The following is a 25,432-nucleotide window of genomic DNA, read 5'->3' as shown; positions in this document are numbered from 1 at the left end:
CTAAAATAAATATTAAATATAATACATTTTATACAAAAATTAAGAATGTGGAAAATTAAAACTTAGAAAAACGATTTTTGATACCCTAATTTTTAGCTAAATTCATAAATTTCTTTGAATTTTTCAATGAAATTTGGAATTTTAATATTAAAAATATAAAAAACTAGCATATTTTAAAAAAATAATATATAATTTTTCGAATAAGTATAATAAACATTTGAAAAGAGAGTTATTATTATGAGTGTAAACATTGAAGAAAATGGAAATTTAAAATTAAGCCCTGGAAGTATTGTTTTTTATGAAGGAGAAAATGTAAAAAACATATCAATAGTAACAAAAGGAGAAATAGATGTTTATATTTCTTCAAAAGAGATTCTAGGTATAGAAGATGAAAATGAAGTTATGAGATACAGCTGCAAATTATTTTCTATACCCAAAAATATTATGCTTGGTATAGGAAGCTACAAATCAAATTCTAAATATATGTTTTCTTTTAAAGCAAAAAATGATACGGAAATATATGCTGTAAAAACTCCAAATCAAGAATATGTTAAAAGTTTTTTTAAAGTTAATAAAGCATATCTTACAAGTATGTATCATTCTATAGCATATCTGATATTAAAATCCTATGAAGAATATGTTAAAATGAAAAAAATAAATTCTGATATAAAAATGATATCATCAAATCTTGCTGTTATATATTTTAATTTGCAGCAAAATAAATCAAAAAACATTAAATCAGAAATTTTTAAAAGTTATAAAGAAATTTATGATGATTCTATAAACTCTGGTTTTAATTTTCCTGTTTCTTTTGATATAGATTTCATAAGAGCAGATCATTCTGAAATATATATGCATAATAAAAATCAATTAATAGAAAATACGGAAAAATTAGAATTTGAAATTGATTATGCAAGAAGATTTTTAACTATGCCTAAAGAAATTAAAAATCAGTTTTTTTCTTATGATGAAAATATGAGTTTAGATGCTTCTCATATGCTATATGAAAATTTAAAAAGAATATCATCTCTGCTAAAAACAGAAATAGTTGAAGCTATAGAGAACATACTTTTTTTATCTTCTAATGAAGAAGAGTCTTTATTTGGAGAGTATACTAAAACTGCTCTTGATTTAGACAAACAAGGAAAAGATAATGAAGTATGGGTTAAATATATAATATTTATGTCTAATATTATAAAAGACATTTATAATAAAATTAAAACTGAATATGATTATGATCTTAATATAGATATTGATGAGATAGATTCGATAATAAGAAGAATATCAGCAAATTCTATAATGCAGCCTGGTGAAAATGCATCTATGGGTAATGAAATTGACAGTATTAAAGTTACTGTTGGTTTTGAAGAATTACCGGCTGAAGTAAAAAATCCTACTAAGAAATTAATAGAAATGTCTGGAATTGATGAAACTAAAGCTAAAAACTTCATGAAATCTTTGCAGGCATTTAGAAAATTAAGAGATAAATTCAGTACAGATGATGATGTAAGAAAAATAAGAAGAGGGGTTTCAAGTGTATTCTTTGAAATATATAAAGAAATTTCTAAAAGAGCAATAATAAACGGAGAAAACAGCAAACTTGTAAAAATGTTTTTAAACTTCGGATACATGGATGATCAGCTGCTTACTCCTAATCAAATAATGGATCTTTATGAAATAAAAGATAAAAGTAAAACTAAAAGAATAAATGTATTTTATATAGACGAATGGCTTCAAAAAATTTATGATAAAGAAGAGCCGCCTTCTGTTAATGGATTCGGTCAGGATTATAGAGAGGCTTTAAGAGAATTAAAAAAACGAGGTACTATAAATGATAAAGAATTAGAAGATCATTGGGAAAGTTCTTCTAAAAGACTTGAATATGAAGTTGATAATATGATCGAAACTACTCATAGATTATGTTACGGACAAGTAAGCGTGTACTTCCCTATACTGCATAAAGATATGATAACAAAAGATTTCGAAAGAGCATTAATCAGAAGAGATGTTATGGAAAAGTCTATAAAAGATATAACTGATGTAGATTTTTCAGCATTCTATAGGGAGGTATTGTATAAGAATAAAGAACTAAATATAGAAAAAGAATTAGTTATGCAGGAAGTTTTGCCTAATATAATACTTATGCCTACATTTGGTTCTAGGGCTATAATGTGGGAAGAACTTTCAAGCAGACAAAAAAATAGTACAGGAAGATTTTTATTTCCAATATTCACTTCTGAAGATATAGATTCTTTATTAATACCTACTATCGGAGCTTTCAGATGGGAATTATGTAAAACTATGCTTGGACCTGCTTGGAATGATATTACTCAAATGTCTATTACTTCTGAGTACAGTGATTATGTTCAGTTCTACAAGAAAAACAGAGGTCTTTCAGATGAAGCTAAAGAAAAATTAAAAGTACAAATTAAAAAATGCAGAAACAATCTTAGAGAAGTATTCGTAACCGATTATAATTTGTGGATAAAATATGAGAGTAAAGGTATTATGAGACTTAACAGGGTTGCAAGAGGAATATTATACAGACAAGTACCTTTTGCTAAAAGCATAAGAACAGAACTTGAAAAACAGCCTATGTACACAGAAATAGCAAATAGATTTAAAAACATAAGAAATAAAAAAGCCACTGAATTAGAAAACAGATACTTCAAATTCACAAAATCAGGAAATCCTCTTCCAGATGAATTGCAGCATAACATAGATTTCTACAAAATTATGTAAAAGTCATACTATAAAGAAAAGGGCTTTGAATATATGATTTTCAAAGCCCTTTTTATTTTTTTAATATCTTAATATATTTTTTATTTTTTTTAATACCCCTTCAGCAGCTATTAAATATAAACTATATAAATCTTCATCAATATTAGACTTGTTTCAAAACTACTTGACAAATAATTTTATAAGTTTATTGTTTTATGCTTAATTAAATAATATTAATTATAATTTAATAAAATGTTTTACATGTTGTATAAATTGTATGTTTAAGCTAGAAAATGCAGTCCTTTTGCTTCTTTGGGGCACCAAAAGAAGTGGGGGTGTGGGGGCTAGTCCCCACAAATTATAAATAAAATTACTTTTGAAACAAGTCTATTATCTGTTGTATAAGCTTCGCCGTAATCTCTAAAGCATAAACTATCCATGATTCCATCATCTAATATTCTAAACTGTATAGAAGCCTTATCTCCTTCTAAAGTTCCATAGACTTTAGACTTGTTTCAAAACTCAAATTTTTAATATTTATAGTTTTTTTAATTTAATATTTTTTTGATTATAGTTTGGGATTCACATTCGTGCACCGCTCTGCGTGCTTCGCAAAACTCCGCTTCTTTTGTAACGCTGCGTAACTTTGGCAGATGTCAGCAGGCGAAGGTCTACATATTTGCACACTAAAACAGCAATCCATACAACATATAATACATTATATGTATAATTTTAAATTAAATAATTTTTATAATTAATCTTGTCAAGTAGTTTTGAAATAAGTCTAATACTAGCTATCAAATACACGATCATTACTAGTGTAGAACAAAAAAAGAAGATGATTTTTTATTGGTTAGGTGAGAAGCAACCAGCGGATAAGAAACTAAATATATATAAAATCACAATCTATATAGCATATAAAATATAATATCGTTATTCTAAGGTTAAATAATTTTATGCTTAATATTTTAAATCAATTTTAAAACAAATCAAACATATAATAAGACTTATATATAAAAACTAAGCAATTCATATAAAAAATGTTTTTATATTTTAAAATATTTTCAAACAAATTATTTTTTTTTCGATATTTATAAAAGCATAATACTATATTTTGCAACTATACTTGCAATAAAATTCATATATTGTTAAAATACTTTCAATCAATTAGTATTGAAAGAGTATTATTATATGAGACTTGACTATATAAGACCATTTACCGATGCGTCAAATGAAATATTGCAAAATTATATTAAAGACGGAATAAAAATCGGAGATATAACTTTAAAAGGTGATTTTGTAAATGCTTCAGGTATTATAGCTATAGTAGCATTATCAAAAGATATAGTAGGTCATTTTATAATAGATATGGAAATAGAAACGGCCAAAAAAATAGTTGCTATAATGAATGACAGAGAAATAAAAGATATTGATAAGCTATCATTATCTACTATACAGGAACTTGTCAATTTAATAGCTGGGCTTTCTGTAACCAAATTAGAAACAGACGGATATGATGTAGATATATCTCCGCCTGTAATTATGAAAAGCAAAAATTTAGAAGTTTCGATAAGCGATTCGGAATTTCTGCATATAAAATTAGATACCTCTATTGGCGATTTTAATATATTAGTTGCCGTAGAATCAGAAAAGGAGTAAAGAAATATGTCTGACATTAATACAAAAGAAGCTGATGGTATAAATGAATTTGGTAAGCCATTTAAAGTTTTAATCGTAGATGACTCTGCATTTGTCGTTAAACAATTACAGCAAATCTTTGTATCTGAACAATATAATGTAGTGGGTACCGCAGAAAATGGAGAAGAAGGCGTACTTATGTATAAAGAATACAAGCCAGACTTAGTAACTATGGATATTACAATGCCTAAAATGGACGGTATTACTGCATTAACTAAAATAATAGAATACGATAAAAATGCTAAAGTTGTTATGGTTAGTGCTTTAGGTAAAGAAGATATGGTAAAAAAAGCACTTTTAGCCGGTGCTAAAAACTATATAACTAAACCTTTGGACAGAAAAAAAGTTCTTGAGCGTATAAAAATGGTTCTTGCAAAAAAACAATAATAATTTATTACCTATTTACTTGGAATAACTTGTTTTGAATGAGATAAAATTAACCGAAACACAATTCGATCTGTTTAAAGATTTTGTATATAGAGAAAGCGGTATATGTTTTAATGTTATTAATAAAATTATTTTAGAATCAAGAATAGCTTCTTCTATGAAAGAAAAAAAATTGGAAGTAGTAGAAGACTATTATAAACTTATTTCCTCTGATAAAGAAGAGTTAAAAAAATTTTTAGATAACATTACTACAAATCTTACTAAATTTTTTAGGAATGAGCCGAATTTTAAACTGCTTAAAAATTATGTTCTGCCCAAAATAATGAAATATAAAAAAGCAGGCGAACAAATAAGAATTTGGAGTGCAGGCTGCTCTACAGGAGAAGAACCCTACTCCATAGCGATAACTTGTTTGGAAACTCCGGGTATAAGAGCAGAGGATATAAAAATATTTGCAAGCGATCTTTCTCTTAATTCTTTGGTAGCGGCTAAAGAAGGAAGATATGATGAACATAAGGTTGAAAATGTTCCAAAAGAGTATTTAAATAAATATTTTGATAAACTATCCTCAGGAGAATACTCCATCAAAAATGATATAAAAAAATTAATAACTTTTGATTATCATAATTTGAGGCATAGAGGAAGCCAAGCAAATATGGATGTTATTTTTTGCAGGAATGTTCTTATATATTTTGATAATGAATCTGTTAAACTTACTGTTAATAGATTTTATGACATACTAAATGAACATGGTTTTTTATTTATAGGACATAGTGAATCATTATTTGGGTTAGATACAAAATTTAAATTTAACAATATAGATAATTCCATAGTATATACTAAAAATTAGGAGTTTTATTGATGTTTTCAAGAAGAAATGATAATACAGAATCTAATTCTATTATAGGCGAAGGTTCATACTTCAAAGGAGAATTTACATTAAACGGAACTTTGAGAGTTGACGGATGCTATGAAGGCGAAAAATTAGAAGTTGATAATGTTTTTGTAGGAGCTACAGGAAAAGTAAAGTCAAATATAAAAACTGTTTCAGCTGTTATAGAAGGAATAATTATTGGAAATATAGAGGCAAAAAACAGAGTAATGCTTATGCCTACAAGCAGAGTGCTTGGTGAAATAAGAACTCCTGAACTTATAATACAAAACGGAGTTATATTAGAAGGATTATGTATAGTATCTCAGGATCCGCTTACTAATCCTAAAGAAACCATTTTAGAATTATATAATAATGGTAACACAGCAGATAATCAAAATTAATTTATGGATTACATTAAATAATAATGCCTTACCTATATAATGTTGAAAAAAAGATTAGCATACATATTGTGGCAGCAACCTTAATTACTGCTGCAGCTGTAATATCAGCTGCTTATTTATTTACTTCAAACTATATAGAAAAAAAAAGATTGAAATCTATATATGACTATATGGAATCAGAAGATTATAATAATGCTTCATTTTTGTTTAATGATCTCTACAGTAAAAAACCTTTAAATAAAAATATACTTATAACAGGAATAGATTTATATTATGATATTCTTATAAGATCTGATAAAAAAGAAATTATTGTAAATGCAAGTGAAAATATCATACGATATGCTAATCAATTATTATTATCTTTCAAATTCATAAAAAACAAGAATATCATACATCAAAGATTAGCATACAGTTATCAAAGATTAGGGCATGCTTATTATATTGATTCATACAATTCATATATAGAAGCAATAAATGAGGGCGATAATAGAGTATCAACAGCTATAGAATTATCCAAAATTTGTTATGAGATAGGTTTATTTAAAGATGCTGTAAAATATTTAGAAGATGCTATTGACAGAGAGCTAGAAGAAAATAGTGATAAATTTATAAATATGGAATTATATTATGAACTTGCCAATGCTTATGAGGGTGATAAAGATTATACAAAAGCTATACAAATATTATCGTCTATGGATGGTAAATTTAATAATAATACTATGCTTGAATCCAGAACCTATTTTAAATTAGGTAATTTATATTACAGACAAGGATTATATAAAGAAAGCGAATTTTTTTATAAAAAGGCATTAGAGATAGATGAAAAAAATCCTGATTTATATTATAGTATAGGAACATTATATTTAGAAACTAAAAGAAGAAACGAAGCTGTAAAAATGTTTAGGGAAGCTCTAAAAATAGATAATTCGTATAAGCCCGCTAGGGATACTTTAAGGAGATTATAATAAATGTTTAACTGGTTATATAATATGTTCTCAAGTGATATGGGAATAGATTTAGGTACTGCTAACACTTTAGTATATGTAAAGGGTGAAGGTATTGTTTTGGCTGAGCCTTCAGTTGTAGCTATAGAAAAAAGTACAGGAAATGTTATTGCTGTAGGAAATGAAGCTAAGCAAATGTTAGGAAAAGTACCTAATTCAATAGCGGCAATAAGACCTATGAGAGACGGAGTTATTGCTGACTTTGAAACTGTTGAAAAGATGATAAGATACTTTATTAATAAAGTACATAATAAAAGGACTTTGGTAAAACCTAGAATAGCTATAGGTATACCTACAGGAATTACTGAAGTAGAAAGAAGAGCTGTTAGAGAAAGCTGCGAACAGGCTGGAGCTAGAACAATATTTTTGATAGAACAGGCAAGAGCTGCTGCTATAGGTGCAGATATGCCTATAAATGAGCCTCATGGAAATATGATTATAGAGATAGGAGGAGGTACTACTGAAGTTGCTGTACTTTCACTTGGAAGTATGGTAAGAAGTGCTTCTATAAGAGTTGGAGGCGATGAACTTGATGATGCTATTATCAAATACATGCAAAGAACTCATAACCTCTATATAGGTGAAAAAACTGCTGAAGAGATAAAAATCAATATAGGTCATGCTTATAAAGGAGACATATCAAAAACTATGGATATAAGAGGAAGAGATTCTGTATCAGGACTTCCTAAAACTCTTACTATAAACAGTGCAGAAATTAAAGATGCTATAGCTGATATACTAGTAGAAATTTTAGAGGCTGTGAAATCTGTACTTAATCAGACACCGCCTGAGATTTCTGCTGATATCGTAGAGAGAGGCATTGTTATGAGCGGAGGTACTTCCCTACTTCCGGGATTCACAGATCTAATTTCTATGGAAACAGGTGTGCCTGTAATTCTTGCTGAAAGTCCTCTTACATGCGTTGCTATAGGATGCGGAAAGTTTATAGAAGAAACTAAAAATTTAAAGAATTATAGACGATACTCTTAATCGGAAAAATTATAAAACTTTAATTAATATAGCCGATATTCATATACGTGAAACTTTTTATAAAACATAAACTACTTACACTTTATATTCTGCTTAATCTTGTGGCAGGAATGTTTATGGTCTTAAATAGAAGCAATTTTGTATTTAATCTGCAGTCTATTTATGCACTTGGAGTATACCCTATTCAAAGTGCTACCAAAAGCGTATCAAGAGCTTTTGTATATCTTTATACCAGCATAACAGATATATTCACTCTTCAAAGTCAAGTGCAGATATTAAGGGATAGAATAGCTGAATTAAGCGGAGCTGCTTTGGAGTATGAACAGTTAAGTGCTGAAAATGACAGACTTAGAGCATTATTAAATGAAGCTCCTACTGATGAATATCCTTTAGAATATGCTGAAATAGTTTCTAAAGACCCTCAGAATTTCTACACTACTATTGTTATAAATAAAGGCAGTGCACATGGAATAGTTGTAGGAATGCCTGTTATATCATATCAAAACGGATATAAAGGATTGGTTGGAAAGGTAGTTGAAGTAAGAAGATACAACAGTAGAATATTATCTCTAGTTGATCAAAGATCCCAAATATCTGTAATGCTTGAAAGCTCAAGAACTACAGGAATAATGGTGGGACAAAGCCCTAAATCTACTCAGACACATTTGCAGTATATAGATTTGCAAATGGATGTTGAAGAAGGCGAAAGAGTTGTTACAAGCGGTATGGGAGGAGTATTTCCTAAAGGTATATTAGTAGGCACTATATTCAAAGTTGAAAAGAAAAATTACGGACTTTTCCATGATCTCTATGTTGAACCTACTGTTAATTTCTCTACTTTAGAAAATGTTTATGTTATAAAAAAAGTTCCAGACCAAGAAATAATTATGCTTGCTAATGAAGAAGATAATGCAGAAAACGGAGATGCTAAATGAAAAGAATAGTAACAGTAATCATTACAACTCTGATTTTGCTTCTTATACAGTCATCTCCAGCTTATGATTTAATAAGAGTGGCATTAGGTGCCAAACCTGATTTACTTTTAATTTTTTTAGTATTCATAGCATTTAGATATGGTTCATTTGACGGTATAATATATGGTTTCATCATAGGGCTTTTGCAGGATATTGTTTCAAGCGGTACTTTCGGTTCTTATGCCATAATATTTTTAAACATAGGCTTCTTTGTTGGTTTCTTCAATACTAGAATATTCATAAAACAAATTGCTGCTGGAATATTTGTAACTTTAATTGGATATTTAATAAAAATTATAGCATTATTTTTGGTAACTTCTATATATTCAGATCTTTCAAATGTTGCCGTATTAATAAGATCTGAATTACTTGTTGGACTTCCTCTTACAGTAATATTATCTTCACCTGCATTTATCTTATTTGAAAAACTAGCTCCTTTAATTTATGATAAGCAAAAAATACATGTAGATGACAGCACTTCGAAAGAATATAGTGAGTAAATAAATAATGAAAGCAAACTCTGAAATTGAAATAAAAGCATATATAAAAGATTTTGACTCTGTTTTAAATTTTTTGAGAAATAATGCTAAATTCAAAAAAAAGTATTTTAAAAAAGATATTTACTATGCAAAAGAAAATGATATAAAAGAAAAAAATATAAAAACTAGCGACTGTATAAGACTTAGAATAGAACATGGAAGATATACTTTCTGTACAAAAGAAAGAAACTTAATTGAAGGTGTAGAAGTTAATGAAGAAATAGAAATTAAAGTCAGCAAGAAAAAAGCAAGATTTATTATTAACTTTTTATCAAAACTGCAGAAATATAAAGAGTATGTAAAAAAAGAAAAAAAAGGTTATGCCTTTATATATAAAAATGCTTTAGTAGAAATTTCAAAAATAAAAAATTTAGACAACTTTATAGAAATAGAGTTTTTAAACTCAAATGAAACTATAGAAAATCAAATAATTCAATTAAAATCCATATTAAATGAAATAGGTATAGATAAAAACTGTATAGAAACAGAACCATATATAAATCTGCTTGCTAAAAAAATAACTTTATAATTTGTAATTTATTGAAAAAATGAATTTTTCATATATAATGTTTGATTATTTATAAAAAATTGGAAATCATTATGAAAAAACTATTATATATTATAATATTCATTTTATTTACTTTGCCTATTTATTCTCAAAATGCAGAAAATTCTTTAGAAAACAAAATGAATGAATACAGAGAAAATACAAAAATAAAATGGAGATATAATCCATTTAGAAACTTTGAAACAGACAGATATTTATATGGCTGGCTTGACCCTAATGTTTATAATAGTAAATTTTGGTTCGGTGATATTTTAAATATAAAAGAGATGTATAATAAAGGTAATTATGATTTTGATTCTGTATTGATATTTCATCAGCCTACATTAGCAACCGAAGCATCTCCAATAGCATTTGAATATAATAATGATCATAGATTCAGAATAGGCGTAGGTTATTTGACTCAATTTTTCTTATCAGCCTACCCTAAAGGATATGACAGATATTATGGAATAAGTTTGATGTATGGTACTCATATGCAAGTTGAAGCGTATTTTGATTATATTTATAAAAATAAATTAAGATTCAGATTCACTCCTCTAAGACATACCTGTTCTCATATAAGCGGAGATATATTAGGAGACAGCGAATTATACAATAAAGATGAAGAAGAATTTAGAGATGTTGGTTTTGAACAGATGCATTTTTCTTTGCACTATAATTGGGGTTGGTTTACTTTTTACGGCGGAACTGCATTCGCTATAACAGGATTCAAAAAATCAAACTTTGTAAATTTATTTAATATGTATTTCGGAACAGATTTTAGATTTCCTATATGGGGAGAAATAAGTTTAATAACAGGGATATATTTAGCTGGAAATTATGATGAGATTAATACGATAGATAGAAAAAAGAGAGGAGAAGGATATCCTGTTATTGACAGCTATCAGAAACTATATCCTCATATAGCTGTGGGAGTTGGTTTTGAAATTTATAGAATAGTTTTTGCATTTAAATATGAATATCTGAGATCAAGACAATTATATGCTTACAAAAAAATGGAAAATAAAATCGGAATAGAAGTAAGTATATTTTTATAATAATTAATTATTAGTTGGATTTTTTATATTGTAATATTTTACAAAAAAAGTAAAATAATATTTATGAAAAGAATTTTTATACTATTATTATTTTTTATAATTATTTCAAAAATATCATACTCTTATGAATTAAGATTATATTTTTCAAGAAGCTATATATATGATGATATGCTTTATGTTGATGTAAGAACTCATTATGAAAATGAAATATATCAGAATATCAAAAAATATATAGATAATGGAATAATATTGTTTATCAACTATAGGGTTGATTTGATAAAAAAGAATTTGATTATCAATGATAATGTAAGAGAAATATATATATACAAAAAATTATATTATGACTTTTTCACTAAAGAATATGTAGTTTTAAACTCCGAAACTATGAGGGAAACTAGAAATTCTGATTTAGAAATATTAATTAAAAATATTTATCAGATAAACAGAATAGAAGTAATTAATGTAAATAAACTAAATAAAAATAATAAATACATATTCAAAACTAGGTTATCCATGCAGTTTCAAAATGCATATCCTTATTTATCAGCATTTTTTAATATAATAACGCCTATACAATATAGAATAAAATGGTTAAAATCTGATGAATTCAGTATTAAAGAATTATATTATAATAACATGTAACTATTATTTATAATTAAAAATCCGATTTATAATTAATGAAAATTATTATAAAAAAATAATAAAAAAATTAAATATTACAGGTGATTATATGCGTTTTTATATTAGTATTTTAATTATCTCATTACTATTTAATGTACCTGCTTTCAATCAGGAAAATATCAGACTTGAAATAATAAAATGGGCTAATTTTTATATGAATAAAAAATATAAATACAATCAAAGCGACACTATTACTAATCCTTTTACAAAGGAAAAGAAAAAAGTTAATTTTGACTGTTCCGGATTTGTAGCAGCTGTATATTGGACAGCCATTGAAAATCCAGAAATAACACTTAAAGGTTCAACTGCAAATATATTTTATATACTGTCAAAAGAAAATAAAACTTATAAAAACTCACTTCCAAATATAGGAGATATAATATTTTTTGACGGAACTACAGATCCGAATAAGAAGCTGACACATTCAGGAATTATTATAAATATAGATGAAGATGAAACTATAACATATATTCATTCATCTACGAGTAAAGGTCCTATTTTAGGATATATGAATTTACAATATCCTGATTTAGCAAGAAAAGACGGAAAACAAATAAATAGCTACCTTAGAAGAGGAGATGCTCCTTATTCACTAGCTTCTCATTGTTTTAACAGTTATGGCACTGTATTAGAAAAACCAAATTAATATAAATAATAATATTGTAAATTGCCTTGACTTTTTACTAATATTTTATAAAATAACTTACTATATATAAGAGTGTATTATGCGTTTTTATATTATTATACTATCATTATTTATGATGTTGTTTAATTCAGTATCATTTACTCAAACTTACGGATATGATAAAGAATATCAAAAACAGCTGGAAGAGAAAGGCGTTGAAATAAATGATACTCAAAAGCAAAAAGTTAGAAATGATATAAATAAATGGGCTAACTTTTATTTGAATAAACATTACAAATATAATGAAGAAGCTACATTAACACACCCTACTTCCAAAGAGAAAAAAACATTTCGCTTTGACTGTTCGGGATATGTAGCAGCAGTTTATTGGACTTCTAACATAGCGGTATTTGAAAAACAGGCAATTTTAGATTCCGGCGGAGTAAAAACTATATATACTACTTTGTCAAAATACAAAAAAATTTATAAAGATGTTTTGCCGAATGTAGGAGATATAATAATGTTTGACAAAACTACATCCGATGATAAAAAACTTACGCATGCAGGTATAGTAATAGGAGTTGATAAAGAAGATGAAACTGTAACATATATTCATGCTTCTACTAGTAAAGGACTTATAGTTGGATATATGAACTTAAAATACCCTGATTTGGCTAAAAAAGATGGGAAAACAATAAACAGCTATCTTAAGAGAGGCGGAGGAGTTTCTTCTTTAGCATCTCATTGCTTTAATAGCTATGGTACTATCTTGGATATACCTAAATAATAAATTTGTAAATATTTGATATTTTATTAATATTTATTTATATATAAAAAAGTTAAAATAAGTTTGGAGAATACATGAGTAGTAAAAGAAATAATAGAAGACAATCTATGCCTCAATCTGGCGGAGGCGGAAATCAAATTATAATCATACTTCTTCTTACAATGGTAGTTGTAATGGCTATAATGTACTTTCAAAAAACACCGCAGGTAAAAGCTCAGGAATGGGATTATTCTACAGTTGTACAAAAAGTTAAAGAAGGTGTCGTTAAAGAAGTTACTATAGTTGATCAAAACATAAGAAATGGTAAAGCTATAGAAACTGTTAATGGTAAAATTACAGAGATAAACTTTTATTCATTTATACCATTTACAGCAAGCGGTTTTGTTAATTTGCTTATAGATAATAATGTAAAAGTAAGAGGAGAGGCAGAAAAGCCCAGCTATTTAAGTCTCATACTTGTAAACTTACTGCCTATACTTTTAATAGGATTTTTACTTTGGTTTTTTATGTTCAGACAGGTTCAGGGTTCTAATAACAGGGCTATGAGCTTTGGTAAAAGCAGAGCGAGACTTCTAACTAAAGAGGATGTAAAAGTTACTTTCAAAGATGTAGAAGGCTGTAAAGAAGCTAAAGAAGAATTGCAGGAAGTTGTGCAGTTTTTAAAAGATGCAAGCAAATTCACAAAATTAGGTGCTAAAATACCTAAGGGTGTGCTTTTAGTAGGCCCTCCGGGTACAGGTAAAACTTTACTTGCTAAAGCTGTTGCTGGTGAGGCTAATGTTCCATTTTTTAGTATGTCTGGTTCTGAGTTTGTTGAGATGTTTGTAGGTGTCGGAGCTTCAAGAGTAAGAGATTTATTTGAACAGGGAAAAAGATCTGCTCCTTGTATTATATTTATAGATGAGCTTGATGCTGTTGGAAGAACTAGAGGAGCTGGATACGGTGGCGGTCATGATGAAAGAGAGCAGACTTTAAACCAAATGCTTGTTGAAATGGACGGTTTTAATACTGATACTAGAATCATAATATTTGCTGCTACTAACAGACCTGATGTACTTGACCCTGCTTTGCTTCGTCCTGGAAGATTTGACAGACAGGTTGTTGTTGATTTGCCTGATGTAAAAGGAAGAGAAGGGATATTCAAAGTACATGTTGCTAAAATACAGCATGATCCTTCTATAGATTTGTATCATTTAGCTAGAGCTACTCCAGGTTTTTCTGGAGCTGATATTGCTAATATGGTTAATGAGGCTGCTTTAATAGCTGCTAGAAATGATAAATCAAGAGTAGAGCTTTCTGATTTTGAAGAGGCTAGAGATAAAGTTATGATGGGGCCTGAAAGAAGAAGTATTTTGATAAGCGAAAAAGAAAAGTTAAATACTGCTTATCATGAAGCAGGACATACTTTAATGGCAGTTCTTCTTCAAAATACTGATGCTTTGCATAAAGTTACTATAGTTCCTAGAGGAAGAAGTTTAGGTGCTACTTGGACTTTACCTTCAGACGGAAGATATACTCTTCAAAGAAAAAAAGCCATTGATGAAATGTCTTTGCTTCTTGGAGGACGCGTTGCTGAAGAGTTCAAATTCGGAGAAGATTCTGTTACTACAGGTGCTTCTAATGATATAGAAAGAGTTACTGAACTTGCTAGAAGAATGGTATGCGAATGGGGTATGAGCAGATTAGGACCTATATCATTCGGACAAAAAGAACAGCCTATATTTTTAGGTAAAGAAATAGCAAGACATAAAGACTACAGTGAAGAGACTGCTCAGAAAATAGATGAAGAAGTACATAAGTTTGTAATGAAAGCTTATGAAAGAACTAAAAAATTAATAGCTGAGAATGCTGATAAGTTTGAGGGTTTATCAAGAGAATTATTTGAAAAAGAATCTCTCGACATAGAAGATATAGAGAGAATATGCGAAGTCAAATTGGATAAAGTTAAAGACAAATTAGTTTATGCTGGTAAGGACCCTAAAAGGGGAACTGATGAACTTGAAGATCCTTCTGCTTATCAAGATGGAGAAGTAAAAAGCGTTAAAGAAGAAGTATTTAATTCTCCTCTTAAAGTGAAAGAAGAAAAAAAAGAAGAAGTAAAATCAATAAAAAAATCTAGTGTAAAAAAAGTACCTTCTTCTAAAAAGAAAAAAACAGAAGAATAAAAACAAATATTTTTCAATATAAAAGCCATAGTATTTATTTATACTATGGCTTTTTTAATTGCTTAAAAAATATTAATAATTACAAAATAAAAGAATTTAATTTTTTTATTAATCTATCCTGCCCGCCCGCCCACCCCAAAATCTATTTTTTTATTAGACAAAATTAAAAAACTAGAAGCACTAATTTAATAAGCACTTCTAGTTTACTTTTATAAAAATAATATTCTAATTTTAATAAGAATTAATTTTTCATTATATCACTATAAGATTTAAAACCATAAGAAGCCTCAGCACTTTTTACAGCATTATTAATAGCCCTACCCATAACTATTGCAGCAATAGTTCCAACTGAATCTAAACTAGCATTAATATCCCCAACACTCATAGCATAAATACTGTCGCCATCTACTGTAGTATGCACTGGTTTTATAGCCCTAGCAAAGCCGTTATGTGCCATAGAAGCTATTTTTCCCATTTGTGACTTTGTAAACTTGGCATTTGTAATTACAGCTCCTATTGTAGTATTTGTAACTATATTATTATTAGAAGTAAAAGACAAATTATTATTCTGCGTTATTTTTATAAGCTCCTCTTCAGAACTTCTAAACCCATCTTTATTTTCATTAAGAAGACCAGCAATCATTTTTCCATTATCATAATCATAAATATCGCCGAAAGCATTAAGAGCAACTATAGCACCAACCTTAACATCATCAATTTGAACAGCATAAAAACCAAGCCCAGACTTCATAGTATAATCAGCACCAAGTATTTTTCCAACACTAGCACCTGTACCAGCTCCATAATTTCCCATTTTTGGATTATTATTTTGAGCATTGATACAAGCCTCATAAGCCATATTAATATCCGGACGAACTTTATAATCCCCAACACGCAAATCAAATATACAAGACTGACAAACCAAAGGAACCTTTGTAACTCCAACATCAAAACCTATATTTCTCTCTTCTAAATATTTCATAACGCCTCCGGAAGCATCAAGACCAAAAGCACTTCCTCCGCTTAAAAGCACAGCATGTATAACTTCTGCCGAAGCAAATGGTTTTGTAAGTTCGCTTTCTCTTGAAGCAGGTCCTCCTCCCCTAACATCGAGTCCAGTAACCGCCCCTCTTTCGCATATTATAACAGTACAGCCTGTTGCTGCATCTTTATTTTGAGCATTGCCTATTTTAATATTTTCTATATCTGTTATTTTTATCTCTTTCATAATTTTATCCTATTTTTATTTGATATTATATTTATAAAACAAAATAAAAAGAAATGCAAATTTAAAATAAAATAATTTGTATAATTAGGTATTACACATTAGACTTTTTTCAAAACTAATTTTTTATAATTTTGTGTGGACTAACACTACGAGGTACACTCCGTGAAGTGTGGTATACAAAATCCTCAGTCGCGAAAGACTGCATATCTATATACTAAAATAATAAATTATAAAACATCATGTTTATAATTTTATACTTAATCTTATAAAGTACTTTTAAAACAAGTCTATTATAATAACTGCATTTTATCAATTATGAGAAATTTTGAAAAACTCAATACTGTTTTCTAAAAATCTGGCTTTTTCAACCAAACTTTTTGATATCTCATTTGAGTTTTCAGCTAAGGTAGCATTCTGAGTAGTTACCGTTTCCATATTATTAATTTCAGTGCTTATCTGATTAGTTCCAGACTGCTGTTGTAATGCATTTGAAGTGATATCTTCCATCAGCTTTGAAGTTTCTAATACCTTGTTTTGAAGTTTGGCAAATATATCCTGCGATTGTTTAGCAGTATTAGTTGCTATATCTATTTTACTTGAGGTGCTATCAACTAATGCTGTAATATCCTTTACAGAAGCCTGAGTGGTTTGAGCTAGATTTCTTACTTCAGAAGCAACAACAGCAAATCCCTTACCATGATCTCCAGCACGTGCTGCCTCTACGGAAGCATTAAGAGCAAGTATATTCGTTTGAAATGCAATATCTTCGATAATCTTTGTAATATCTTTTATTTTCTCGCTAGACTGATAAACATCCTCTATATTTGAAGCGGTTTGTGATATAATGTTTGCAGCATCTTCAATGAATGTAATAGACTCAGACATCATATCCTTACCATGAATAGAGTTCTCAGCTGAAATCTTTATATTAGAAACCATTTCTTCGATGCTGGCTGCTGTTTCTTCCAAACTAGATGACTGAGTGTCTGTTCTTGCCGATAATTCGCTGCTGCTTTCCATCATATTTTCTGCTGCGGTCATTATCTCTTTAGAGGCATTATTAACATTATAAACTACTTCTGCTAATCTGCTGCTCATAATATCAAAAACCATTTCTAATTCTCCAAACTCATCTTTTCCATAATTATTTTTAGTCCTAACAGTAATATTACCTTCAGATATACTAGTTGCATGATCCATTAAATTTTTAAGCGGATGAGTAACTTTTTTAATATAAATAAAAGCGAATATATTTATAAAAATGATAGATAAAATACATATAATGATAGATATTATTATAGAATCATTATTAGCCTTGTAAATAATTTTATCATCCATAGCCATAATTAAATACCAAGATAAATTTTGAAGTTTGCTGTAAACTGCTGTTCTAGGATCATCACTTACAGAAGATATGTAATTCATAACACCAGATGATAAACCGCTATTTATAATTTCTCCATAAGCCTCATTCGCTTTGGTATTGATTTCATTTTTTGTGTCAAGTACAACTGTCTCTTCATCATCAATAGCAAATATCCTAGTTCTTTCAGGCAATTTCAAATCCTGAAGCTTTACAGCAAGCTCCTCCCAATCCAAAATCATATATATATTTCCTATGTATTCACCATTATAATTAACACCGCAAATAGCAGCTAATGACCATTTATTATCAGCACTTGATCTTTGTATGCCGTCATCGAAAGAGGCTTTATTATTATTATTTTTTAATATATTTAAAATATTAGGTCTTACTGTGGTTATATTTTCACCTATCTTTACATTATTAACATTATCTAAAACTATTCCATTAGTATCTGTAATACCTATATCAAGTACATATTCATTAATGCCTTCAAACTCTGTAAGTGTAGTTCTAATATCTACATTTCTATTTAGAAGATAATTTCTTACTATAGGAGATACAGAATAGGTTTCTATCAAATTCCTACTATCATCAAGCCAAACATCAAGCATGTCTTTATAACCATTTACTGTATTATTAAAACCATTCAATGTGGCATCTTTAATTGTAATATGGGATCTGTATGATAATATAGCAACTATTAAAACTAAAAATATAGTGCTTAAAATACTTATTGCTATAGGCATTTTTACTCTAATGGAATGAATTTTTTTCATAATATTTTCCTTATACGATATTTTATCTTTATAAAAAACAATAATAGAATTTTTACAAAAAAACAGTAAAAACAATATTCTAATAGAAGTAAATATTTTTGATTATTTTAGAAAATTATTATAAATTATAATCATATAAAGTCAAACAAAAATATATCTTTTTTACTTTTATAGTGCATAAAGTAAATTTTTTTAATAATTTCATATAAAAACTAAAATAAAACTATATCAATTACATCTGCCAAAAGATATACCTAAAACTAATCCAATAGAAAGAGTCGAAAAATTATATTTATTATATATATTATTACCTAAATTATTATTCACAGCATCAGTTTTGTACTGCATACCAAAATTATACATCATATATCCTCCAAGAGTAACAGCAAAATTAGGAACTAAATATATAAATCCTTCAACAGTGAGTTTTATATAAGGCATTATTGGAGCTTTAAATAGATTTCTCATATCAGAAACATTCCAATTATCTAAATCATCAGGTGCCGATATAACCCCGCCATATTTACTTGAAGAAACAACAGCATATAAAGGAGCTATTATTCCTGTACCAAATCCTATAGATATTTTACTGAAATTTAACTTTACAGTAGCTCCAACCAGCATAGAATAAAATCCAAGTATCTCTGTATATTTTATATTATTTTCTTTATAATCAGACATCAAAGCATTAATACTAAAACCAATATCTCCAAATAAACTCACACCTTTAATAATGCTTGTATAATCATCTTCAAATAATTTAAAATAATTTCCAATTTGAAAAAATATAGCTCCTTCAAAACCTAAAGTACCTTTAACGCTATCATAAATAGTATTTTTATAATTATCATTTACTTTTATAGAATTAAACGGAAAAGCAATTCCATAATGTCCTTGAAAATTTATCTCCAAACTAGCAAATGCAGTATATGTAATAGTGATAATTAAAATATTTACAAATAAAAAATATTTAATTATTTTCATAAGTATCACTCCAATTATTAATATATTAAACTATAATTATTTTATTTCAATACATAAATTATCAGTATAATATCCATTAACTATAGAATATTTTGGAAATTCAAAACATATAATTATAGATTCTCCGTCCGGCAAATTTTGTATTTTTTCATTTTTTATATAAAATGTAGCCTCTGACATTCCTCCTGAAACTAAAAGATTAACTATCAAACCATCTGGTTTAATTGATATAGGATTATTATTATAATTTTTAAACAAAAAATATTGACCAATTTGTGCATAACTCATACTATCAGGCTTGTGTTTTATATACCATCTTATAGGTGCTAAATCAGATTTTATGGGGATCACCAAATTAAGAACATTATTAACAATAAATGAATCACCATCAAATACAATATCCTGATTATCTTTCAATATTACAGCAGAACTATTTCTATAATTTATAACAAATTGTTCATCAACTTTTTTTGATTCTAAAGCTTTTTTAGCAGAATCCGTAATTAAACTAATTAATGGAACAACAATAATTGCAGTTACTATACTTAATCCAACCAGAATTCCAACAGCAGCCATTATCCCTTCTGCTATACCTGTTACTATTGTACCTAATGCTTGAAATATGGGACCAAATCCAGCTCTTGCTTGAAATTGTCCATTATTAGTAATATGATTATTAATTGAATTTAATATGAATAAACTATTCATCATTATATTAAGATTATAATTTTCATCTTTATCTAAATTAAAATTTTCTTTATAATTTTTTATATCATTTTTTAGTTCTATACCGGATATTAACTCCATTGTATCATTCATATAAAATGTAACATCAATATTATTATATTTAACTAAATCCATTTTTACCAATCCTTTTATTATGGTACTATTTTTATAAAAACTAATTGTTTCAGGAAATATTTTTTTATTTTTATATCTCATTAAAACAGAAGTATTATTTTTTAATATTACAGAAACTAAATACTCATTATCATTTTCTTTTTCTGAAAAAATTACCATATCTTCAATATCTTTAAAAAATATACACATAATATCTGTTTTATTTTCTACAGAGGTATAATTACTATCTAAATACATAAAATTAATATCTTCATAAATAGAAGGAGTTTCTGGAGTGCTTGGAGTTTCTGGAGTGCTTGGATAATATACCGAGTATTCATGTTTTGTACATGCTGATAAATTGAATAATGTTAAAATAATCATAAAAATACATATTAACTTCATAAATTACCTCAAAATTAATAATATTAAGTACGATTAGTATTATAAATAAATAAATAAACAAATATGAAATTACCATTATTTAATAATTATTGTATAATAAAAAGAATTATAGTTCATATTTAAATAAAAAAAGCTGCCCAACTAATTAAAGTCAGACAGCTTATATATTTAATATTAAATAAAGTTATTACTTAATAATTTGATCAGCTATACCTAATAGAGCCTGAATTTTTGGTGAGAAAGCTACTATTGCACCAGCAAATACAACACTTATCAAGCTCATTAATTTGATAAGAATGTTGATTGAAGGCCCTGAAGTATCTTTGAATGGGTCACCAACTGTATCACCTATAACAGCAGCAGCATGATTAGGGTTAGTAATTTTTTCACCTGTTTTTTCATCTATGATTTTTTTACCGCCCAAATTACCAGCTTCAATGTATTTTTTAGCATTATCCCAAGCACCGCCAGCATTAGACATCATAACAGCCATAGCAAAACCTGCAGTTAAACCGCCTACCAACATACCTATAACAGCAGGTACTCCGAATAAGAAACCAACTACAACAGGTACTATTATAGCAAGTACAGAAGGAACAATCATCTCTTTTTGAGCTGATTTAGTACAAATTTGAACAGCTTTTTCATAATCAGCTTTTACGCCTTTTTCACCAGCAAGCAAGCCTTTAATTTCTCTAAACTGTCTTCTAACTTCTTCTACAACACCTGCAGCAGCACGACCAACAGCTTTCATAGTTAAAGCACAGAAGAAGAATACTAACATAGCACCGATAAATATACCTATTAATACTTTAGGGTTCATCAAGTGAATATTGAAAGCATTCATAAACTCATTCATACCTAAACTATAAACAACTTTGTCGTATAATTCTTTAGCACTGTTAGCAGTATATTGAACAGTACCTATATCTATAGAAGTAAGGTTACCAGAATTAATCATTCTTCCCAAGGAAGTTTTAATTTCCTCAATATAAGCAGCAATCAAAGCCATGGCAGTTAAAGCAGCAGAACATATAGCAAAACCTTTACCAGTAGCAGCAGTAGTATTACCCAAAGAGTCTAAAGCGTCTGTTCTTTCTCTAACACTCTCTGGAAGACCAGACATTTCAGCATTACCGCCTGCATTGTCAGCTATAGGACCATAAGCGTCAGTAGCTAATGTGATACCTAAAGTAGATAACATACCAACAGAAGCTAAAGCAATACCGTATAAACCTTGAGAGAAAGAAGAAGCTTCAGAACCGAAACCGCCTGCAAAACCAAATGCCAACATTATAGAAATAACTACTGTAACAACAGGTATTAAAGTAGACTGCATACCTACAGCAAGACCGCCTATAATAACAGTAGCAGGACCAGTTTTAGATTGTTCAGCTACCCATTGAGTAGGTCTGTATTCAGCTGCAGTATAGTATTCTGTGAAGAAACCAACAACATTACCAGCTATAAGTCCTACGATTATAGAAACGAATAATCCTAAATTGTTTGGAAGAAGTGCTTTTACAAGTAAGAAAGATACTACTATAATAATAGCACTGCTCACATAAACACCAACTCTTAAAGATTTTAATAATTCTCCCATAGTAGCACCTTCTTTAGTTTTAACGAAGAATACACCTATTATAGAAGAAAGAGTACCAATAGCAGCAAGTATCATAGGAAGAGATACAGCATATATTGGGCTTACATTAGGGTTAATATATCCAAAAGCAGCAGAACCTAAACTCATAGCAGCAAGTATAGAACCTGCATAAGATTCATAAAGATCCGCTCCCATACCAGCAACATCACCTACATTGTCGCCTACATTATCGGCTATAACTGCAGGGTTTCTAGGGTCATCTTCAGGTATTCCAGCTTCAACTTTACCAACCAAGTCAGCACCAACATCGGCAGCTTTAGTAAATATACCGCCTCCAACACGGGCAAATAATGCTTGGAAAGAAGCACCTACACCAAAGCTAAGCATTGTAGTAGTTACAAAGTGCATTTTAGCTGCAGTATATTCAGCAGTACCTTTAGCTATTCCTGTAGCAGCTAAATTTAAAAAGTCTGTACCGAATAAACTATTATCAAGCCATACATTTAATACTATAAACCATAATGATATGTCAAACAAAGCAAGACCTACTACAGTAAGTCCCATAACTGCCCCAGAACGGAAAGCTATTGTTAAACCTTCATTTAAAGATTTACTAGCAGCATTAGCAGTTCTAGCAGATGCATAAGTAGCAGTTTTCATACCCAAGAAACCAGAAAGAGTTGAGAAGAAACCGCCTGTTAAAAAACCTATAGGAATGAAAGGGTTTTGCACTTTTAATGCATAAGAAAGAATAGCAAAAATAATGAAAGCTCCAGCAAAGAAGAAAGCTATAACTTTATACTGCTGTTTAAGATAAGCTATAGCACCGGAACGAACATGTGAAGCTATTTCTTTCATAGTTTCATTACCTTCGTCCTGCTTACGCATCCATTTATAAAAATAGAATGCGAAAGCTAATGTGAGTATTGCCGCTGATATTGTAAAAAAGCGGGCATTTTCAGCTAATATTTCATAATTCATACACATACCCTATTTTTTAAATTTTGTTAGTTTTTGTACAGTTATTGATTATAACGCAAATTCGATAAATTGTCAATTATTTTTTATAGTATTTTTTATACATACCAGACCTATATAAAATTTTATTTAGCTATATGTAGTTTATTATTATTTGTTAATAAAATGTAAACGCACTATTAAAAAATTAATATATAGTATAAAAATAAAAAAGGCTTAATTATATTACTATTATAATCAAGCCTTAATTTAATTTATCAAATTATAATCAATTAGGATTTTTCAAGTTACAGTCCTCTGAATAAACTCTTCCTTCATCATAATATAAAGGCATTTTATCTGCTCTATAACTCATAAATGGTAAATCTAATCTGAATAAAACATTCTTTGTATTTTTTTCTACTTCTAAAATTCTAGCTTTTGGATCTGCATATGCTAATAATAAATTCTGATAATTATCTCCTGTAAAATCTACATCAGACATACTGTGAGAATATAATGAAGTATCTCTATACTCATAAACTTTTTGAGCCATGTAATTACCATGTGTACCCGTTATTTGGTATTCTACATATCTCGAACCATTAGGATTATTTTCTTCATCTCCTTGATTATCAAACATACCTAAATTACCATTAGCAAGTAAAAATAAAGCATGCTGATTCTTAGGTCCGTCATTCATTCCATCACCTTTTACTCTATAAGCATCTAATGATTTTAAATCTTTAAAATGTACATCGTATGGTATAGCACCTGGAACTTCTGTAGCTAATGTTTCATCAGCCATCCACCATATCAATTTCCACTCTGAATAATCTATAGCAACTACTGCTCTCTGTCTTATAGAGACATATAAAATATCAGTTGAAGAATCATAAACTAAAGAATTACCATGAAACCAATCTATAGATTTTTGCTGTCCGCTTACAGTATATATATTATTTACATCCTCTCCAAAAACTATCTGTTTAAATACAGCCTCATCTTCAGGATATTTTTCTAAATCTAAAGAATTTTGTATCAATTTTCCAAAACTTAATTCTCTTACTTTGGAACCTGCACTATTTATTTCTACCAATCTATCCTCTGATCCCCAAGTTGAAAAGGATAAATAAATATAATTACCATTAACTTTTATAGTATCATGATGAGAAATTGTTGGATACTTTATTAATTCTTTTCCTAATAAATCAGTAATTTTTCCACTAATCTCTGGATATAATAACATCCTTTTATTTTCAATTACTAGTTTTGTACCACCATAACCAGTTTGTATATATCTTACATAACCATTTTCTGATATTCCTATGGAATATAAATAAGTAATAGCCATAATAAAATACAATTCAGGATTATTTTTGTATTTTTCTTCTGGTAAATTATTGATTGACACATCATATTTTTTTTGTATCCCATTTTGTAAAGATGCTACATAAACATTTTTAGTTATAATTCTTCCGCCATCATTAACTTCAATAGTGTTCTGAGATTCTGCAAACATACCATGTATTTCAAACTCTCTGCCATAACCTGCAGGGTAAGTATGTATTATATCAGGCTCTCCATATAAACCTTTAACTGTTACTGTTATTGGAGCAGTATTTACTGTTTCTCTTGTATAAACTGCTGACAATGGTGTTGTTCCATTAGGATTAACAGTTATTCCAATTGGATTATTAAGAGGACTTGTTACTTTATCTTTACAAGATAAAGTAAATAAACCTGTAATGAGTAAAATAGTAAATAATAGTTTTTTCATAATCATTCCCCTAAGATATTTATATTAATTATTTTTTACATG

At 28.5% G+C, this 25,432-nt stretch carries 21 protein-coding genes; 15 read left to right on the top strand and 6 right to left on the bottom strand.

What is annotated here, in order from left to right; genetic code table 11:
• Nucleotides 1-237: 237 nt before the first annotated feature.
• From A966_RS03405 to ftsH, 15 genes are all read left to right on the top strand, one after another.
• Nucleotides 238-2,742 carry a hypothetical protein gene (locus A966_RS03405; protein ID WP_008722549.1) on the top strand — a complete coding sequence of 835 codons (2,505 nt, stop codon included), beginning with the start codon at nucleotides 238-240 and terminating at the stop codon, nucleotides 2,740-2,742.
• A gap of 1,170 nt (nucleotides 2,743-3,912) precedes the next feature.
• Entirely contained in the window at nucleotides 3,913-4,380 is a 468-nt protein-coding gene (locus A966_RS03400; RefSeq protein ID WP_008722548.1) for a chemotaxis protein CheX, read from the top strand.
• A gap of 6 nt (nucleotides 4,381-4,386) precedes the next feature.
• Complete coding sequence (locus A966_RS03395; RefSeq protein WP_008722546.1) at nucleotides 4,387-4,806, top strand: response regulator; 420 nt, start codon at nucleotides 4,387-4,389, stop codon at nucleotides 4,804-4,806.
• A gap of 34 nt (nucleotides 4,807-4,840) precedes the next feature.
• Nucleotides 4,841-5,656: a CheR family methyltransferase gene (locus A966_RS03390; protein ID WP_008722544.1), complete on the top strand. Its 816-nt coding sequence runs from the start codon at nucleotides 4,841-4,843 to the stop codon at nucleotides 5,654-5,656.
• A gap of 11 nt (nucleotides 5,657-5,667) precedes the next feature.
• The gene (locus A966_RS03385) at nucleotides 5,668-6,081 is read left to right on the top strand and encodes a bactofilin family protein (protein ID WP_008722542.1); all 414 of its coding nucleotides are present in this window, start codon (nucleotides 5,668-5,670) and stop codon (nucleotides 6,079-6,081) included.
• Nucleotides 6,082-6,104: 23 nt separating this feature from the next.
• Complete coding sequence (locus A966_RS03380) at nucleotides 6,105-7,046, top strand: tetratricopeptide repeat protein (RefSeq protein ID WP_008722539.1); 942 nt, start codon at nucleotides 6,105-6,107, stop codon at nucleotides 7,044-7,046.
• A 3-nt stretch (nucleotides 7,047-7,049) separates the two neighbouring features.
• Nucleotides 7,050-8,075: a rod shape-determining protein gene (locus A966_RS03375; protein WP_008722537.1), complete on the top strand. Its 1,026-nt coding sequence runs from the start codon at nucleotides 7,050-7,052 to the stop codon at nucleotides 8,073-8,075.
• A gap of 59 nt (nucleotides 8,076-8,134) precedes the next feature.
• On the top strand, nucleotides 8,135-9,010 hold the full coding sequence (gene mreC, locus A966_RS03370; protein WP_081588930.1) for a rod shape-determining protein MreC: 876 nt from the start codon (nucleotides 8,135-8,137) through the stop codon (nucleotides 9,008-9,010).
• The gene (gene mreD, locus A966_RS03365) at nucleotides 9,007-9,549 is read left to right on the top strand and encodes a rod shape-determining protein MreD (protein ID WP_008722532.1); all 543 of its coding nucleotides are present in this window, start codon (nucleotides 9,007-9,009) and stop codon (nucleotides 9,547-9,549) included. Before mreC ends, mreD begins: the two co-directional genes overlap by 4 nt.
• Before the next feature lie 7 nt (nucleotides 9,550-9,556).
• Nucleotides 9,557-10,117, top strand: a complete 561-nt coding sequence (gene cyaB, locus A966_RS03360) for a class IV adenylate cyclase (protein WP_008722531.1) — start codon at nucleotides 9,557-9,559, stop codon at nucleotides 10,115-10,117.
• A 71-nt stretch (nucleotides 10,118-10,188) separates the two neighbouring features.
• Nucleotides 10,189-11,193: a hypothetical protein gene (locus A966_RS03355; protein WP_008722529.1), complete on the top strand. Its 1,005-nt coding sequence runs from the start codon at nucleotides 10,189-10,191 to the stop codon at nucleotides 11,191-11,193.
• A 63-nt stretch (nucleotides 11,194-11,256) separates the two neighbouring features.
• Nucleotides 11,257-11,835: a DUF4390 domain-containing protein gene (locus A966_RS03350; protein ID WP_008722527.1), complete on the top strand. Its 579-nt coding sequence runs from the start codon at nucleotides 11,257-11,259 to the stop codon at nucleotides 11,833-11,835.
• Nucleotides 11,836-11,923: 88 nt separating this feature from the next.
• A complete protein-coding gene (locus tag A966_RS03345; RefSeq protein ID WP_008722525.1) occupies nucleotides 11,924-12,520 on the top strand; it encodes an NlpC/P60 family protein in 597 nt (198 codons plus the stop codon).
• 79 nt (nucleotides 12,521-12,599) lie between these two features.
• Nucleotides 12,600-13,286, top strand: a complete 687-nt coding sequence (locus A966_RS03340) for an NlpC/P60 family protein (RefSeq protein ID WP_008722522.1) — start codon at nucleotides 12,600-12,602, stop codon at nucleotides 13,284-13,286.
• A 74-nt stretch (nucleotides 13,287-13,360) separates the two neighbouring features.
• Nucleotides 13,361-15,451 (top strand): ATP-dependent zinc metalloprotease FtsH, encoded by a 2,091-nt coding sequence (gene ftsH, locus A966_RS03335; RefSeq protein ID WP_008722520.1) that lies wholly within the window; start codon nucleotides 13,361-13,363, stop codon nucleotides 15,449-15,451.
• Nucleotides 15,452-15,692: 241 nt separating this feature from the next.
• Here ftsH and A966_RS03330 read toward each other — a convergent pair whose 3' ends face one another.
• The 6 genes from A966_RS03330 to A966_RS03305 form a co-directional block, all read right to left on the bottom strand.
• Nucleotides 15,693-16,679 carry a P1 family peptidase gene (locus A966_RS03330; RefSeq protein ID WP_008722518.1) on the bottom strand — a complete coding sequence of 329 codons (987 nt, stop codon included), beginning with the start codon at nucleotides 16,677-16,679 and terminating at the stop codon, nucleotides 15,693-15,695.
• Between the two features lie 309 nt (nucleotides 16,680-16,988).
• On the bottom strand, nucleotides 16,989-18,821 hold the full coding sequence (locus tag A966_RS03325) for a methyl-accepting chemotaxis protein (RefSeq protein ID WP_008722516.1): 1,833 nt from the start codon (nucleotides 18,819-18,821) through the stop codon (nucleotides 16,989-16,991).
• 228 nt (nucleotides 18,822-19,049) lie between these two features.
• A complete protein-coding gene (locus A966_RS03320) occupies nucleotides 19,050-19,805 on the bottom strand; it encodes a hypothetical protein (RefSeq protein WP_008722514.1) in 756 nt (251 codons plus the stop codon).
• 36 nt (nucleotides 19,806-19,841) lie between these two features.
• Nucleotides 19,842-21,050, bottom strand: coding sequence for a hypothetical protein (locus A966_RS03315; protein WP_008722513.1), 1,209 nt, complete (start codon nucleotides 21,048-21,050; stop codon nucleotides 19,842-19,844).
• Nucleotides 21,051-21,237: 187 nt separating this feature from the next.
• Entirely contained in the window at nucleotides 21,238-23,634 is a 2,397-nt protein-coding gene (locus A966_RS03310) for a sodium-translocating pyrophosphatase (RefSeq protein ID WP_008722511.1), read from the bottom strand.
• 265 nt (nucleotides 23,635-23,899) lie between these two features.
• Nucleotides 23,900-25,390, bottom strand: a complete 1,491-nt coding sequence (locus tag A966_RS03305) for an aryl-sulfate sulfotransferase (protein ID WP_008722509.1) — start codon at nucleotides 25,388-25,390, stop codon at nucleotides 23,900-23,902.
• Nucleotides 25,391-25,432 lie beyond the last annotated feature (42 nt).

Source organism: Brachyspira hampsonii 30446 (genome assembly GCF_000316195.1).
In the GTDB taxonomy this organism is placed as follows: Bacteria; Spirochaetota; Brachyspiria; order Brachyspirales; family Brachyspiraceae; genus Brachyspira; species Brachyspira hampsonii_C.
This window is presented reverse-complemented; position numbering and strand designations above follow the sequence as displayed.

What these genes read in the sequence shown, in the direction of transcription:
- A966_RS03405 (WP_008722549.1), top strand. Translation starts at nt 238, where the DNA reads ATGAGTGTAAACATTGAAGAAAATGGAAATTTAAAATTAAGCCCTGGA.
- A966_RS03400 (WP_008722548.1), top strand. Translation starts at nt 3,913, where the DNA reads ATGAGACTTGACTATATAAGACCATTTACCGATGCGTCAAATGAAATA.
- A966_RS03395 (WP_008722546.1), top strand. Translation starts at nt 4,387, where the DNA reads ATGTCTGACATTAATACAAAAGAAGCTGATGGTATAAATGAATTTGGT.
- A966_RS03385 (WP_008722542.1), top strand. Translation starts at nt 5,668, where the DNA reads ATGTTTTCAAGAAGAAATGATAATACAGAATCTAATTCTATTATAGGC.
- A966_RS03380 (WP_008722539.1), top strand. Translation starts at nt 6,105, where the DNA reads ATGCCTTACCTATATAATGTTGAAAAAAAGATTAGCATACATATTGTG.
- A966_RS03375 (WP_008722537.1), top strand. Translation starts at nt 7,050, where the DNA reads ATGTTTAACTGGTTATATAATATGTTCTCAAGTGATATGGGAATAGAT.
- mreD (WP_008722532.1), top strand. Translation starts at nt 9,007, where the DNA reads ATGAAAAGAATAGTAACAGTAATCATTACAACTCTGATTTTGCTTCTT.
- cyaB (WP_008722531.1), top strand. Translation starts at nt 9,557, where the DNA reads ATGAAAGCAAACTCTGAAATTGAAATAAAAGCATATATAAAAGATTTT.
- A966_RS03355 (WP_008722529.1), top strand. Translation starts at nt 10,189, where the DNA reads ATGAAAAAACTATTATATATTATAATATTCATTTTATTTACTTTGCCT.
- A966_RS03350 (WP_008722527.1), top strand. Translation starts at nt 11,257, where the DNA reads ATGAAAAGAATTTTTATACTATTATTATTTTTTATAATTATTTCAAAA.
- A966_RS03345 (WP_008722525.1), top strand. Translation starts at nt 11,924, where the DNA reads ATGCGTTTTTATATTAGTATTTTAATTATCTCATTACTATTTAATGTA.
- A966_RS03340 (WP_008722522.1), top strand. Translation starts at nt 12,600, where the DNA reads ATGCGTTTTTATATTATTATACTATCATTATTTATGATGTTGTTTAAT.
- ftsH (WP_008722520.1), top strand. Translation starts at nt 13,361, where the DNA reads ATGAGTAGTAAAAGAAATAATAGAAGACAATCTATGCCTCAATCTGGC.
- A966_RS03330 (WP_008722518.1), bottom strand. Translation starts at nt 16,679, where the DNA reads ATGAAAGAGATAAAAATAACAGATATAGAAAATATTAAAATAGGCAAT.
- A966_RS03325 (WP_008722516.1), bottom strand. Translation starts at nt 18,821, where the DNA reads ATGAAAAAAATTCATTCCATTAGAGTAAAAATGCCTATAGCAATAAGT.
- A966_RS03320 (WP_008722514.1), bottom strand. Translation starts at nt 19,805, where the DNA reads ATGAAAATAATTAAATATTTTTTATTTGTAAATATTTTAATTATCACT.
- A966_RS03315 (WP_008722513.1), bottom strand. Translation starts at nt 21,050, where the DNA reads ATGAAGTTAATATGTATTTTTATGATTATTTTAACATTATTCAATTTA.
- A966_RS03310 (WP_008722511.1), bottom strand. Translation starts at nt 23,634, where the DNA reads ATGAATTATGAAATATTAGCTGAAAATGCCCGCTTTTTTACAATATCA.
- A966_RS03305 (WP_008722509.1), bottom strand. Translation starts at nt 25,390, where the DNA reads ATGAAAAAACTATTATTTACTATTTTACTCATTACAGGTTTATTTACT.